This is a genomic window from Knoellia locipacati (assembly GCF_044791685.1).
Taxonomy (GTDB): domain Bacteria; phylum Actinomycetota; class Actinomycetes; order Actinomycetales; family Dermatophilaceae; genus Knoellia; species Knoellia locipacati_A.
The window spans coordinates 55,136-70,029 of sequence record NZ_CP087730.1 but is presented as its reverse complement, the minus strand read 5'-3'; the positions used below and the strand labels follow the sequence as shown (position 1 = coordinate 70,029).

The following is a 14,894-nucleotide window of genomic DNA, read 5'->3' as shown; positions in this document are numbered from 1 at the left end:
GTGGGGCAGCAGGTGCTCAAGGGTGGAACATCGATTATTTGGCGTCGTCTCGTGCATCGCACGCAAGTACACCTCGGCTTTTGTCGTGGTTGGAACGTGGTGGTGGGTGGGTCGGCGCCTGACACGTTGTTGGGTCCTGAGGGCTCGGGCGCAAGCTCGAAACTCAGGCCGGTATCCGGTCAGGACCGTCACCGCTGGTGAACCGCTGGCTCCCTCATGGGGGAGCGGGTAGGCATGGCAGCGTAGGTGGCGGGCCGCCCGTATGTTGAGAACTACACAGTGGACGCGAGCATCTTTATCTTTGCGTATCAAGTTTTTAAGGGCGCACGGTGGATGCCTTGGCACCAGGAACCGAAGAAGGACGTAGGAATCTGCGATAAGCCACGGGGAGTCGATAACCAGACTGTGATCCGTGGATTTCCGAATGGGGAAACCCGGCTGGAGGCAAGTCCAGTCACTCTCATCTGAACACATAGGGTGAGTAGAGGGAACGTGGGGAAGTGAAACATCTCAGTACCCACAGGAAGAGAAAGCAACCGCGATTCCGTGAGTAGTGGCGAGCGAAAGCGGAAGAGGCTAAACCGTATCTGTGTGATAGCTGTCAGGCGTTGCAGGTACGGGGTCGTGGGACCTCTCGGCCGGGACTGACATCCCGGCATGGAGTCAAAAATTCGCGGTGTAGTCGAAGGGCATTGAATGGCCCGGCACAGAGGGTGCGACCCCCGTAGACGAAACATCGTGAACTTCAGAGAGTTATCCCAAGTAACACGGGGCCCGAGAAATCCCGTGTGAATCTGGCGGGACCACCCGCTAAGCCTAAATATTCCCTGGTGACCGATAGCGGACAAGTACCGTGAGGGAAAGGTGAAAAGTACCCCGGGAGGGGAGTGAAATAGATCCTGAAACCGTGTGCCTACAATCCGTTGGAGCCTCCTTGTGGGGTGACAGCGTGCCTTTTGAAGAATGAGCCTGCGAGTTAGTGCTCAGTGGCGAGGTTAACCCGTGTGGGGAAGCCGTAGCGAAAGCGAGTCCGAATAGGGCGAATGAGTCGCTGGGTCTAGACCCGAAGCGGAGTGATCTACCCATGGCCAGGTTGAAGCGACGGTAAGACGTCGTGGAGGACCGAACCCACTTAGGTTGAAAACTGAGGGGATGAGCTGTGGGTAGGGGTGAAAGGCCAATCAAACTCCGTGATAGCTGGTTCTCCCCGAAATGCATTTAGGTGCAGCGTCACGTGTTTCTTACCGGAGGTAGAGCTACTGGATAGCCGATGGGCCTCACCAGGTTACTGACGTTAGCCAAACTCCGAATGCCGGTAAGTGAGAGCGTGGCAGTGAGACTGCGGGGGATAAGCTCCGTAGTCGAGAGGGAAACAGCCCAGACCACCAGCTAAGGTCCCAAAGCGTGTGCTAAGTGGGAAAGGATGTGGAGTTGCACTGACAACCAGGAGGTTGGCTTAGAAGCAGCCACCCTTTAAAGAGTGCGTAATAGCTCACTGGTCAAGTGATTCCGCGCCGACAATGTAGCGGGGCTCAAGCACACCACCGAAGCTGTGGCATTGACATATTGCCCGGCCACCACACCTGCGGGTTGGTGGTCCAAGCGTGTTGATGGGTAGGGGAGCGTCGTGTGGCCAGGGAAGCGGCGGAGTGATCCAGCCGTGGAGGCCACACGAGTGAGAATGCAGGCATGAGTAGCGAATGACGGGCGAGAAACCCGTCCGCCGAATAACCAAGGGTTCCAGGGTCAAGCTAATCTGCCCTGGGTAAGTCGGGACCTAAGGCGAGGCCGACAGGCGTAGTCGATGGACATCCGGTTGATATTCCGGAACCGGCGAAGAACCGCCCATGACGAACCTTTTGATGCTAAGCGCCTGAAACCCGCTGACGTCTTCGGACCGATGCGGGCGGAGCGCGCGACCCGATCTGGTAGTAGTCAAGCGATGGAGAGACGCAGGAAGGTAGCCTCCGCGTGGCGATGGTAGTCCACGTCCAAGGGTGTAGGGAGTGAGATAGGCAAATCCGTCTCACACATGTCCTGAGACCTGATAGTGACCGCGAATGCGGGAAGCAGGGTGATCCTATGCTGCCAAGAAAATCTTCTAGCGAGGTTCGAGCCGCCCGTACCCCAAACCGACTCAGGTGGTTAGGTAGAGAATACCAAGGCGATCGAGTGAATCATGGTTAAGGAATTCGGCAAAATACCCCCGTAACTTCGGGAGAAGGGGGGCCCAGAGGGTGAAGTTCTTCACGAACTAGCCCGAACGGCCGCAGAGACCAGGGAGAAGCGACTGTTTACTAAAAACACAGGTCCGTGCTAAGTCGCAAGACGATGTATACGGACTGACGCCTGCCCGGTGCTGGAAGGTTAAGAGGACGGGTTAGATCCTTCGGGGTCGAAGCTCAGAATTTAAGCCCCAGTAAACGGCGGTGGTAACTATAACCATCCTAAGGTAGCGAAATTCCTTGTCGGGTAAGTTCCGACCTGCACGAATGGCGTAACGACTTCTCCACTGTCTCAACCATGAACTCGGCGAAATTGCACTACGAGTAAAGATGCTCGTTACGCGCAGCAGGACGGAAAGACCCCGGGACCTTTACTATAGCTTGGTATTGGTGTTCGGTACGGCTTGTGTAGGATAGGTGGGAGACTGTGAAGCCGGCACGCCAGTGTCGGTGGAGTCAACGTTGAAATACCACTCTGGTCGTTCTGGATATCTAACCTCGGTCCGTGATCCGGATCAGGGACATTGCCTGGTGGGTAGTTTAACTGGGGCGGTTGCCTCCTAAAAGGTAACGGAGGCGCTCAAAGGTTCCCTCAGCCTGGTTGGTAATCAGGTTTTGAGTGTAAGTGCACAAGGGAGCTTGACTGCGAGACAGACATGTCGAGCAGGGACGAAAGTCGGAACTAGTGACCCGGCGGTGGCTTGTGGAAGCGCCGTCGCTCAACGGATAAAAGGTACCCCGGGGATAACAGGCTGATCTTGCCCAAGAGTCCATATCGACGGCATGGTTTGGCACCTCGATGTCGGCTCGTCGCATCCTGGGGGTGGAGTCTCTCCCAAGGGTTGGGCTGTTCGCCCATTAAAGCGGTACGCGAGCTGGGTTTAGAACGTCGTGAGACAGTTCGGTCCCTATCCGCTGTGCGCGTAGGAAATTTGAGAAGGGCTGTCCCTAGTACGAGAGGACCGGGATGGACGAACCTCTGGTGTGTCAGTTGTTCTGCCAAGAGCACCGCTGATTAGCTACGTTCGGAAGTGATAACCGCTGAAAGCATCTAAGCGGGAAGCACGCTTCAAGATGAGATTTCCATGGACCTCGTGTCCGAGAGGCTCCCAGCTAGACTACTGGGTTGATAGGCCAGACGTGGAAGTGCAGTAATGCATGTAGCTGACTGGTACTAATAAGCCGATAACTTGATACACACCAAAAGATTTTGTTGTGCTCGCGTCCACTGTGCAGTTCCCGAGATACGGTCGGGAACCCCCCGACACGCCACCGAACCCGGTGCGACGTGACCAGGGGGAAAGAACCACCGACATCTCCATAGAGTTTCGGCTGTCATAGCGAAGGGGAAACGCCCGGCTCCATTCCGAACCCGGAAGCTAAGCCCTTCAGCGCCGATGGTACTGCACTGGTGACGGTGTGGGAGAGTAGGACGCAGCCGGACAAACATTCCAGAAATGGCCCGCCCAACCGGCGGGCCATTTCTCATTTCCGAGGCACTTTGGTGCGGCATGGCCGCATGCGGGAAAGCGTTGGCATTCGCGCGGGCGGTCTGCGATGGTCGCTGCTGTGTCGCTCGATCCCCGTGTCACGCCATCCGCCGCTGACGATGTTCCGGCTGCGCTGGGCGACCCACCGCGGCGCGTCGCCGTGACCGTCGCGCAGGTGCGCCGGCTCATCGTGGAACAGTTCCCGCAGTGGTCGTCCCTGCCGGTGCGCGCGGTGGATCATGGCGGGTGGGACAACTGGACCTTTCGGCTGGGATCGACACTGTCGGTGCGCCTGCCCAGTGCTGCCGAGTATGGCCTGGCAGTCGACAAGGAGCACCGATGGCTTCCGGTGCTCGCGCCCCAGCTGCCGATGGCTGTCCCGAACCCGCTCGGTCGGGGTGAACCCGGTGCGGGCTACCCGTTCTCGTGGTCGGTCTATGGCTGGCTGCCGGGCCAGCCGATGCGCGCGGACCTCGTGAGGGACCCCGTCCGGTTCGCCGGGGATCTGGCCGCCTTCCTCGAAGCACTGCGTCGCGTCGACCCGACGGGTGGGCCACGGCCCGGCGTACACAGCTGGTTCCGCGGCGGCACTCTGCGCACGTTCGACGAGACCGTCCGCGACGCCGTGACCACTCTCGGCGACACCGTCGACGCCGACCGGGTCCACGCCGTCTGGGCTGCTGCGCTCGAGGCGCGCTGGGACGGGGTTGCGAGCTGGTTTCACGGTGACGTGGCTGCGGGGAACCTGTTGCTGGACGGAGGTGATCTGGCGGCCGTCATCGACTTCGGCACCTGTGGAGTGGGTGACCCGGCGTGCGACGTGGCCGCGGCCTGGACCCTGCTCACCACCCAGGGGCGACGGGTCTTCCGAGACCAGCTCGACATCGACGACGGCGAGTGGGCGCGCGGCCGCGGGTGGGCACTGTGGAAGGCGCTGTCCGGATGCGCAGCGACCGCTGACCGGCCGTCGAGCGGTGAGGGAATCGAGCCGCGACGCGTGCTGAGTCGGATTCTCGCCGCAGCGCCTTGACGATCCGGCCGCAGGGACGCGTCATGCGGGTCGTCGCGCTCCTCGGCGGTAGGCCTTCGGGCTTGCCGAGTACTGCCTCGTGAACGCCGCGGTCAGGGCGTAGGGACTCCCGTAGCCGACGTCGCGCGCCACAGAGGCGATCGTGGCATCGGTGTCCCGAAGCAGGTCAGCTGCGGTGGAGAGCCGCCAGTGGGTGAGGAACGTCATCGGTGGTGTGCCGACGAGTTCGGCGAATCGCCGGGCGAACGCAGCCCGGGACACACCAGCCTGCCGGGCCAGCGCTTCGACGGTCCACGCACGCGCCGGGTCGTTCTGCATGGCGCGGAGGGCGGAGCCGACCATCTCGTCCTCGGCCGCGACCCACCAGCGCGGGGCGTCGTCGGCGCGGGTGGTGAACCAGTGCCGCAGTGCCTCGATGAGCACGAGGTCGAGGAGCCGGTCGAGGACGACTCCCTGTCCAGCGGCGTCCCGCCCGATCCCGTCCGCGAGGAGGTCCCGCACCGGTGAGGTCCAGTCGGCGCCCCGAATGACCGCAGCCCGGGGGAGCAGGCCCACGAGCAGAGGGGTGATCTGGCTGGTGAGGTCGTACGCGCCCACCAGGGCGACTGTGGCACCAGGGGCAGCCAGCCCGGTGTTGCCCCACGTCCTCACGCCCCGGCTCATCTCGTCGGCAAGGCTGCGGCCGTCGTCAAGGGCCCAGCACTGCTGCTCGGGATCGACACGCACCTGTGGTGGCGTGCCGGCGTCGTCGGCGAACGTGTACGGCATGGGACCGCGAAGGATTGCGGTGTCGCCGGCCGTCAGCTCCAACCGTTCGGACTCGTCGAGCACCCAGACGGTGCCCTTGACGACGGTGACCACGGTGAGCGGAGCCTCGTCCTCGACCCGGATGGCCCACGGCGGCTCGAGGACGAGTCGCAGGATGAAGGCGCCCCGGGCCCGCGGGCCGTCGAGCACGGCGCTGAAGGCGTCCATGTCGCCCAGCGTAGACGTTGGCGTATGTATGTGAGCGCTTGAACCATTGAGAGTCCATCGATAACGCGGTGGACTCGTCCCATGACCACGACGAACCTGACCCGTGACCTGCAGCCGGCCACAGTGCCCGCCACGTCGAGCGCCCCCGTCGCCATCGTCGGCGGCCTCGGCAAGACCGGGGCCCGCGTCGCCGCCCGACTGCGGGAACACGGCATACCCACGCGTCCAGTCTCGCGCTCCACGACTCCGCGCTTCGACTGGGACGACGCCACGACGTGGCGCGCCGCGCTGCAAGGCGCCCGGGCGGCCTACGTCGCCTACCAGCCGGACCTCGCGGTCCCGGGTGCGGACGCCCAGATCCACGACCTGGCCACCCTCGCGACAGAGATCGGTGTCGAGAGGTTCGTCCTGCTCTCGGGTCGAGGGGAGGACGGCGCCCTGGCGTCGGAGCGGGCTGCGCTGGCGGCACACCCCCATGCGACCGTGTGCCGATGCTCGTGGTTCGCGCAGAACTTCACGGAGGGGATGTTCGCCGACGCCCTGACCACCGGGACCTTCGGCATGCCGGTGCCGGGCGACGTCCCCGAGCCGTTCGTCGACCTCGACGACGTGGCCGACGTCGCGGTCGCGGCGCTGACCCAGGAGGGACACGCGGGCATCGTCCACGAGCTCACGGGCCCCGCGTCGATCACCCTCACCGGGGCCGCAGAGATCGTCGCCGCGGCGAGTGGGCTGCCGTTCAAGTTCGTCCGGGTGACGCCCGAGGAGTTCATCGCCGCTGCGGTCGACGGCGGCCTCGACGCGCCGGCCGCAGCCTTTCTCGCCGGCTTGTTCGAGGAGCTCCTGGACGGCCGGGGGGTCATCCCGACCACGGGTGTCCGCGACGCCCTGGGCCGGGAGCCCAAGGCCTTCGAGGACTGGGCCGAGGACGCCCTGTCACCCATCCGAGGCGGTGGTGTGCGGTGACCAGCCCAACGGTGCTGCTCGCCGGGACCGCGGCGTGCGCGGCCGTGTTCGGCGGGGCGATGTTCGCGTTCTCGGCGTTCGTCATGCCGGCCCTGCGCGACCTCGACGCACGCGAGGGTGTCCGTGCCATGCAGACGATGAACCTCCGGGCACCGAGGAGTGCGTTGATGGTGCCGCTCGCCGGGGTCGCGGTCGGGTCCGTGGCCGTCGTCGTGGCGAGCCTGGCCGGGGACGGAGCCGACCGTGGGCTCCGGCTCAGCGGTGCTGTGCTCGTGTTCGCGTCATTCGTCGTCACCGGCGTCGGAAACGTCCCGCTCAACACCCGGTTGGCCACCGTCGACGCATCGTCGGCGACGGCCGCCGACTGGAGCAGGTTCTCGCAGCCCTGGGTGGCGTGGAACGGCGCTCGGATCGCGACGGCCCTCGCCGGCGCAGCGCTGCTCGCCGCCGCGGCCGGCCGTGCCTGAAGGTTCCAGATGCTGGAACGAGGGTCCCGAGGGGTGCCCGCGCCGCGCTAGGGTCGCGGACAAGGTCATGAGTACCAGCGCATAGCCCCGGCTTGCTGGTCGGCAACCCTCCTCCGCGGTGGGGTGCTCCGGGTGACGACCTGGTCGGCTGCAGCAACGCAGCCGGCAAGCGCGGACTCGCGAGCACCTCGAGGGTCCAACGACTCTCCAGGGAGCAGCAGATGTCCATCGCCAGCTCGATTCCGCACACCGTCACCCGGGAACGCCGTCAGCCCTGGCTGCGCTCCGTGCCCGCACCGACGCCGACCGACGCGCCGGGCCAGCCGTCCAGCCTCGAGCCCCTGACCGCGTCTCTCGCGTCACCCGCGAGTGCCGCGCGCACGATCCCGGCTGTCACGATCCCCGCGGTCGTCGCCGCACCTCAGGTGCCGACCTGTGACGGTCGCCTGGTCGAGTACGCCAACTTCGACCACGGCGCCTCCACCCCGGCACTCGTCAGCGTCAAGGCCGCCGTCGACAAGGCCACCCGGACCTACTCGAGCGTCCACCGTGGCCAGGGGTGGGCCAGCCAGGTGTCGAGCCACTACTACGAGGCGGCACGCGAGGAGGTCGCCCGCTTCGTGGGCGCCCGCGACGGCGACGAGGTCGTCTTCACCCGAAACACCACCGACTCGTTCAACCTGCTTGCGAGGGCCCTGCCTCGCCGCACCCAGGTCATCGTCTTCGCCACCGAGCACCACGCCACCCTGCTGCCGTGGGACGAGCGGCGGACGACCCGCCTCCCGGTGCCGCTCACCCACCGCGACGCCGAGGCCCTGCTCAGGGACGCGCTCAAGCGCTCCACCTCCTCCCGCACCCTCGTCGTGCTCAGCGGCGCTTCCAACGTCACCGGCGAGTACTGGCCGGTCGAGCGCCTCGCGGCCGTGGCCCGTGAGCGCGGCGCCCGCGTCGCGCTCGACGCTGCACAGCTCGTCGGCCACCGCCGGGTCGACCTCGACACCCTCGGCGTCGACTACGTCGCCTTCAGCGGCCACAAGATCTATGCGCCCTACGGCGCCGGCGTCCTCGTCGGCCGCTCGGACTGGCTCGACGCGGCCGCGCCCTACCTGGCCGGTGGCGGTGCCACCGCCGCGGTCGGACCACTGTCGACGACGTGGAAGACCGGTCCCGCCCGCCACGAGGGCGGGACCCCCAACGTCCTCGGCGCGATCGCCGTCGCTGCCGCCTGTGCCGCCATCCGCGAGCACCGGGGAGCCATCGAGGCGCACGAGCGACGCCTCACCGAGCGGCTCGTCCAAGGCCTGCGCGACATCGAGGGCGTCGAGACGTTCAGCATCTTCGGCGACGACCTCGACCGGGCGCCGGTCGTCACCTTCACCATCGACGGGGTGCCCTCGGCCCTCGTCTCCGCAGCGCTCTCGGCCGAGTACGGCATCGGCGTGCGCGACGGCAAGTTCTGCGCCCACCTCCTCGTCGACACCCTCCTCTCCGACGAGGACGCCGAGGTCACGACCGCCGTCCGCGTCAGCGCCGGGCTGGCGTCGACCGACGAGCACGTCGACCGGCTCCTCACCGCGGTGGCGAGGCTCGCCACGGACGGGCCGGGGACGGCATACGAGCAGGTCGAAGGACGCGGCTGGGTGCCGGTCGACGACCAGCGGGAGACCCTCGTCGACCTGCCCTGGTGACCGTCTCTCGGCACGGCGACCACGACGGGACGCTCTGAGCACTAGCCTCGGAGCGTGCCCACTGCCCTCGTCACCGACTCCACGGCATACCTGACTCCTGAGGCCGTCGAGGCCCACGGGATCGGGGTCGTGCCGCTCCACGTCGTCATCGGCGGACAGGAGCGGCGAGAAGGTGTCGACGTCGGTCCGGGGGAGGTGGCCGAGGCGCTGCGCCGGTTCCGTCCGGTGTCGACGAGCCGGCCCTCTCCGCAGGCGTTCCTCGACGTCTACCGCGCACTCGCGGACGAGGGTGCGGACTCGATCGTCTCGGTCCACATCTCGGCGGACATGTCGAGCACGATCGGCTCCGCCCAGCTCGCCGCGAACCAGTCGCCGGTACCGGTCACCGTCATCGACAGCCGTTCGATGGGCATGGCGATGGGGTATGCCGTCCTCGCCGGCGCCGAGGTCGCCTCGCGTGGCGGTTCGGCCGAGGAGGTCGCGGACGTCGTGCGTGCCCGGTGCGAGGGTGCGACCGTCGTGTTCTACGTCGACACCCTCGAGCACCTGAGGCGGGGCGGCAGGATCGGCAAGGCCAATGCGCTGCTGGGGTCTGCCCTGGCGATCAAGCCGATCCTGGGCCTGCGGGACGGGGGCATCGTCCCGCTCGAGCGGGTCCGCACGTCCTCACGTGCCATCGCCCGGCTCGAGGAGCTCGCGGTCGAGGCCGCGTCCCGTGTGGAGCACGTCGACGTCGCGGTGCACCACCTCGACTCCCTCGAGCGTGCCGAGAAGCTCGCCGAGCGGCTGCGCTTGCGCGTCGACGGCCTCGAGGAGCTCGTCGTCGTCGAGCTCGGGGCGGTGGTCGGCGCCCATGTCGGCCCGGGCACCCTCGCCATCGCGGTGAGTCCGCGAGCCTGACCGGGCCACACCATGAACCTTGCGGTCCCCGGCCAGATCCTCCTGACGCTGGTCGTCGCGACGGTCTGCTTCTCGATCGGGGGCATCAACCCGGCGACCATCGTCGGCCGCCGCCGTGGCATCGAGGTCTCCGCCGTCGGGTCGGGCAACCCCGGCGCCACCAATCTCGGCCGGGTCATCGGCAGGAAGTGGGGGGTCGCTGTGGGTGTCCTCGACGTCCTCAAGGGCTTCGTGCCGACGTTCGTCGTGCTGCGGGCGATGGGCACGTGGGTGGCGCTCGTCGCCGGGGTGGCCTGCCTGCTCGGGCACATCTACAGCCCCTACCTCGCCGGCCGCGGGGGCAAGGGCGTGGCGACGTCCCTCGGGGCGATGCTCGCGGTGACTCCATGGGTGGCGCTCGCCGCACTGGCCGTCTTCGTCGTCGTCCTGCCGTTCGTCAAGAGGCTCGGTGACGCGTCGGTGGTCGCCTCGACGTTCCTGCTCGGCGCCGGCGTGGTCCTGGCGGTGCGCGCGACCACGGGCGTCGACCGCGGGGTGGGGGTGTGGCTCGCGCTCATGGCCCTGCTCGTCCTCGCCCGGCACCGCCGCAACATCGCCATCTGGGCAGGGCGCATCGTCGGCTGAGCCGTCCACAGCCGCGCCGCCGGTCTCCGGTCGTCCACAGGACAGCGGTCTGCGGCTTGGGTCGCGCTGTCGCGCTTCCTAACGTCGGCGTATGCCGTCCCCCCGCGACTCCGACGCCATCTCACCGCGCGCGCTCGCGCGGGTGCGGGAGCCGAACGACGTCTCCACCGATCCATCCGGAGGCGCGACGCGCGGTGCGTCGCGTGGTGCGACGCGCGATCCGTCCGTCGGCGCGGCCGCGAGAGCGGCGCCGGTGGGAGTTGCTGGTGCGGAGCGTGGACGGCACCGACCGCTCGAGGTCCCACGCGGCCCGGTGTTCGAGCTGCCGTCGAGCCTGCGGGGTGCCAGGTGGGTACCCAGCCGCTCGGCAGCCGCGGCGGTGCTCGCCGTCATCGTCGTGGTGGTGCTCGTCTTCGGCGTGCGTCTGTGGCTGGCGGGGTCCGGTGGCGGTGACGTGGTGGGGGTCCGCTCACCGGGCGGTGCCGATCCGAGCGGAGTGAGCCGAGGCACGTCGACGATGTCGCGCGCCTCGCCGGCTGGGTCGACGACCGGATCGCCGGATGCGGGAGGTGGAGCCGCAGGAGCCGTCGGCAGTGCCGGCGCAGCCTCCGGCGCGGCGGGGATTCTCGTCATCCACGTCGTGGGTCAGGTACGCACTCCCGGGGTCTACCGGATGTCGGTGGGCGCACGCGTGGGAGATGCCGTGACAGCGGCCGGGGGCGCCAAGACGGGGGCCGACCTGGCAGCCGTCAACCTCGCGCGGGTGCTCGTCGACGGCGAGCAGGTCGTCGTTCCGCGACCCGGCGAGGCCGTGGCGGCCCCGGGAGCCGGTGTCGCTGGTCAGACTGGAGGGGCCGGAGGTGCTGGGGGAGTGGCGGGTTCAGCCGGCTCTGCCGGCGGCAAGGTCGCGCTCAACTCCGCCGACCTGTCCGCGCTCGACACGTTGCCGGGAGTCGGGCCTGTCCTCGCGCAGCGCATCCTCGACTGGCGCACCGAGCACGGGCGCTTCACCAGCGTCGAGGAGCTGGGCGAGGTCAGCGGAATCGGCGAGAAGTTGCTCGCGCAGCTCACGCCCAAGGTGACGCTGTGAGCACGTCCGGGACGTCGGCGCCCCGGGGACCCGCTGCGCCCGAGCGTGGTGGCGGGATTGCTGAGCCAGAGGTTGACGTCGGGGCGTGGGAGCGCGGCGTCGTGCGGTTCAGCGATCTACGGATGCTCGTCCCCGCCCTGTTGGGATGGGCGCTGCTCGCGACGACGATGACGTGGTCGTCCACCGCTCGCTGGACCACCACCGCGGTGCTGGCCGCGTTGGCCGCGGGCGCCTACCTGCTCAGGCGACGTCCCGGCGTGCTGCTCGGGCTCGGGGTCGGCCTCCTGCTCCAGCTCGCCGGCAACGGCCAGCACGCCCTGCGAGCGGTCGGCGACCTCGACAGCCTCACGGCGACCAGAGCCGTCGTGATCCTCGAGGCCACGGTGACCTCGGACCCCTTCACGCCCGCTGCGCGCGCCGGCCGTGAGCCGGTCGTCATGGCTCGTGCCACGGCACACCGGATCGAGGGGCGGGGACGCTCGAGCCGAGCGCACGCTCCGGTCACGCTTCGCGGGGACACGTCACTCATGAAGGTGCGCTGGCACGACCGGGTGCGGCTTCGCGGGCGACTGGCGCCTCCCGATGCGGGCCGGCCCGAGCTCGCAGTGCTCGTGGTGTCCTCGCACGAGGTCGTGGCTCCTGCGGGGCGGGTGGCGCAGGTCGCCGAGCACCTGCGGGCGGGTCTGCGCCGGGCCGTCGACCCGACGCCGGCCGACGCGCGCGGACTCCTCCCGGGCCTCGTCATCGGCGACACGAGCCGCACCCCGCCAGACCTCACCGAGGCGATGCAGGCCACCGGGATGACTCACCTCACCGCTGTGTCGGGGTCCAACATCGCCGTGGTCGGTGGCTTGGTGCTGGGCCTGTGCGTCGTGCTCGGGGTCCGGCGACGGTGGAGGCCATGGATCGTCGCGCTCGCGATCATCGGCTTCGTCGTGCTCGCCCGACCCGAGCCGAGCGTCGTCCGCGCTGCGGCCATGGGGCTCATCGGCCTCATCGGCGTGAGCCGGTCGCGGCGCAGTGCCGGGCTTCCCGTCCTGTCGGGCGCGATCGTCGTCGTCCTCGTCCTGGACCCGTGGATGGCCAGGTCCTTCGGCTTCGCCCTCTCCGCGCTCGCGACGCTGGGGCTGCTGCTCTTCACCCGGCCCTGGGGCGATGCGATCGCGCGACGCCTGCCGAACCGGCTGGCCTTCATGGGCCCGGCGATTGCGATTCCCGTTGCAGCACAGGTGATGTGCGCACCGGTGGTCGTGCTGCTCCAGGGCTCGGTGAGCGTCATCGGAGTCGTGGCGAACCTCGTCGCCGCGCCGCTCGTCGCACCCGCCACCGTCGCAGGGGTGGTCGCGGCCGTGGTGTCGGTCGTCGCCGACGGTCCGGCTCAGCTGGTCGGGTGGCTCGGCGCGGTGCCGACGCTTGGCATCGCCAGGACGGCGCGCGTCATGAGCGACGTGCCGGGTGGCACGATGCCGTGGCCCGACGGTGGGCTCGGGGCGTTCCTGCTCGCCGGGGTCACGGTGCTGGTCGTGCTCACCGGGCGGTGGCTCGCCCGGGTGGCGCTCCTCAAGCCACTCCTGGCCGTCGGTGTCGTCGCGGTCACGGTGGCCATGACTCTGCCCACCCGCGTCGTGACCTGGCCGCCCAACGGGTGGCGGATCGCCTTCTGCGACGTGGGACAGGGGGACGCTGCGGTCGTGCGCACCGGCCCCGGGCGGGCACTCGTCGTCGACGCCGGACCTGATCCGCCCGCCATGGACGGCTGCCTCGACTCCCTCGGTGTCGAGGTGGTCGACGCCGTCGTGCTCACCCACTTCCACGCCGACCACGTGGAGGGCCTTCCTGGCGTCCTCGACGGTCGGAGGGTCCTGCAGGTCCTGACCTCACCGGTCGCCGAGCCCGCGTGGCAGGTGAGTGAGGTGACGTCATGGATGAGGCCACACGGCATACCCGTGTCGTCGCTTGCGGCGGGTGACCGGCTCACGTTCGGTGACGTGCGGGCGGAGGTGTGGGCGCCCGTGCGTCGCATCGCAGCGGGCTCGGTCCCCAACAACGCCAGCGTCGTGCTCGCGGTGCACGTCGGGGCGGTCGATGCGTTGCTCCTCGGTGACGTGGAGCGCGAGGCGGCGCATGACCTGCTGCTCCGGCTGCGACGGGATGCCGAGATGGGCTCTGCTGCAATGAATTTCGATGTCGTCAAGACGCCGCACCACGGCAGTGCGAACCTCGATGCCGGGCTCATGGCCGCGGTGCGCGCTCCGGTGGCCGTGATCTCGGTGGGCGAGGACAACGACTACGGCCACCCCACCGCTGCGCACCTGACGATGCTTCGGCGCAACGGGTATGCCGTCCACCGCACCGACCAGCGGGGGCACGTGGCCATCGTCGAGGTCGGAGACCGGCTCGAGGTGGTCACGTCACGATGACTCGAGGTGCTGCGACTCGTCGACCTCATGGCGCTCTCGACGAGCGAGTCCCGGGTGGCTCGGTGCGGCGAACCTCAGCGAGAGGCGCGCGACGGCTTGCTGCTCGAGCTCTTGGCGCTCTCGACGAGCGCGTCGAGGGTGGCCTTGACCGCAGGGACCCGCTGGAGATCCGGCGTCGTCACCGCGACGATGTGCCGGCGCGATGCGGGGGTCATCGGCAGTGCGACGACGTCCTCGTGGTGCACGGTCTTGAGGATGAGGTCGGGGATCACTGCGACGCCGAGGCCCTCGGCGATGAGCCCCATGACGGCGACGTAGTCCTCGGTCTCGTAGGCGATGTCGGGCACGTAGCCGGCGGTGCTCGCGAGCTGGAGCAGGTGGCCACGGCAGCGAGGGCAGCCGGCGATCCAGGTCTCGTCCTTGAGCATTGCCATGTCGGCCTTCTTGGCGGTGGCGAGCTCGTGGTCGTGTGGCACGGCGAGCAGCACCTCGTCGTCGAGCAGGGGAGTCGTCACGAAGGCGTCGAGGTCCTCCTCGCCGCGGCCGAGGTCGGTGCCCTCGTAGACGAAGGCCACGGCGAGGTCGCACTCACCGGCCCGCAGCGCCGCGAGGGACTCGCGCGGCTCGCCCTCGCTGAAGGTGATCGTCACGCCGGGGTGGTCTGCCTTGACCTTGGCCAGGGCCTTGGGCACGAGGGTCGCGGACGCGCTGGGGAAGGCCATGAGCCGGACCCGTCCGGAGCGCAGCCCGGCGATGGCGGCGACCTCCTCCTCGGCGGCGTCGAGGGCAGAGAGCACGGGTCCGGCGTGGCGCGCGAGGACGGCGCCGGCCTCGGTGAGGCGGACACTGCGGCCGACCCGCTCGACGAGCGTCGTGCCGGTGCGGGTCTCGAGGCGGCGGACCATCTGCGAGATGGCCGGCTGGGAATAGCCCAACGAGAGCGCCGCCGCCGTGAAGCTGCCTTCATCGGCGATGGCGCGCATGACCCGGAGACCTGCGGCATCAATCATGGATAGATC

The 14,894-nt window shown here is 68.2% G+C and carries 10 protein-coding genes, 2 rRNA genes and 1 riboswitch; of the genes, 10 read left to right on the top strand and 2 right to left on the bottom strand.

Annotated features, from left to right (window positions below; translation table 11 throughout):
• The first annotated feature begins 306 nt into the window (after nt 1-306).
• From LL946_RS00290 to LL946_RS00280, 3 genes are all read left to right on the top strand, one after another.
• Nucleotides 307-3,423, top strand: a 23S ribosomal RNA gene (locus tag LL946_RS00290).
• Between the two features lie 129 nt (nt 3,424-3,552).
• Nucleotides 3,553-3,669, top strand: a 5S ribosomal RNA gene (gene rrf, locus LL946_RS00285).
• Nucleotides 3,670-3,875: 206 nt separating this feature from the next.
• Complete coding sequence (locus LL946_RS00280) at nt 3,876-4,745, top strand: aminoglycoside phosphotransferase family protein (protein ID WP_404383609.1); 870 nt, start codon at nt 3,876-3,878, stop codon at nt 4,743-4,745.
• A gap of 21 nt (nt 4,746-4,766) precedes the next feature.
• On the opposite strand, the gene LL946_RS00275 is transcribed toward LL946_RS00280, so the two are convergent.
• Nucleotides 4,767-5,720 (bottom strand): AraC family transcriptional regulator, encoded by a 954-nt coding sequence (locus LL946_RS00275; protein ID WP_404383607.1) that lies wholly within the window; start codon nt 5,718-5,720, stop codon nt 4,767-4,769.
• A gap of 81 nt (nt 5,721-5,801) precedes the next feature.
• Between LL946_RS00275 and LL946_RS00270 the strand changes: the two genes are divergently transcribed.
• The 7 genes from LL946_RS00270 to LL946_RS00240 all read left to right on the top strand — a co-directional run bounded on the left by LL946_RS00270 (nt 5,802) and on the right by LL946_RS00240 (nt 13,875).
• A complete protein-coding gene (locus LL946_RS00270; protein WP_404383605.1) occupies nt 5,802-6,686 on the top strand; it encodes an NmrA family transcriptional regulator in 885 nt (294 codons plus the stop codon).
• Nucleotides 6,683-7,153 carry an anthrone oxygenase family protein gene (locus tag LL946_RS00265; RefSeq protein ID WP_404383603.1) on the top strand — a complete coding sequence of 157 codons (471 nt, stop codon included), beginning with the start codon at nt 6,683-6,685 and terminating at the stop codon, nt 7,151-7,153. The genes LL946_RS00270 and LL946_RS00265 overlap by 4 nt, the downstream gene beginning before the upstream one ends.
• Before the next feature lie 63 nt (nt 7,154-7,216).
• Nucleotides 7,217-7,331, top strand: a riboswitch (SAM riboswitch).
• Between the two features lie 43 nt (nt 7,332-7,374).
• Entirely contained in the window at nt 7,375-8,841 is a 1,467-nt protein-coding gene (locus tag LL946_RS00260) for an aminotransferase class V-fold PLP-dependent enzyme (protein WP_404383601.1), read from the top strand.
• 54 nt (nt 8,842-8,895) lie between these two features.
• On the top strand, nt 8,896-9,741 hold the full coding sequence (locus LL946_RS00255) for a DegV family protein (protein WP_404383599.1): 846 nt from the start codon (nt 8,896-8,898) through the stop codon (nt 9,739-9,741).
• Nucleotides 9,742-9,753: 12 nt separating this feature from the next.
• The gene (locus LL946_RS00250) at nt 9,754-10,365 is read left to right on the top strand and encodes a glycerol-3-phosphate acyltransferase (protein WP_404383597.1); all 612 of its coding nucleotides are present in this window, start codon (nt 9,754-9,756) and stop codon (nt 10,363-10,365) included.
• A gap of 91 nt (nt 10,366-10,456) precedes the next feature.
• Entirely contained in the window at nt 10,457-11,455 is a 999-nt protein-coding gene (locus tag LL946_RS00245) for a helix-hairpin-helix domain-containing protein (RefSeq protein ID WP_404383595.1), read from the top strand.
• Nucleotides 11,452-13,875, top strand: a complete 2,424-nt coding sequence (locus LL946_RS00240) for a ComEC/Rec2 family competence protein (protein ID WP_404383593.1) — start codon at nt 11,452-11,454, stop codon at nt 13,873-13,875. Before LL946_RS00245 ends, LL946_RS00240 begins: the two co-directional genes overlap by 4 nt.
• 74 nt (nt 13,876-13,949) lie before the next feature.
• Here LL946_RS00240 and LL946_RS00235 read toward each other — a convergent pair whose 3' ends face one another.
• Nucleotides 13,950-14,885, bottom strand: a complete 936-nt coding sequence (locus LL946_RS00235; protein WP_404383591.1) for a LysR family transcriptional regulator — start codon at nt 14,883-14,885, stop codon at nt 13,950-13,952.
• Nucleotides 14,886-14,894 lie beyond the last annotated feature (9 nt).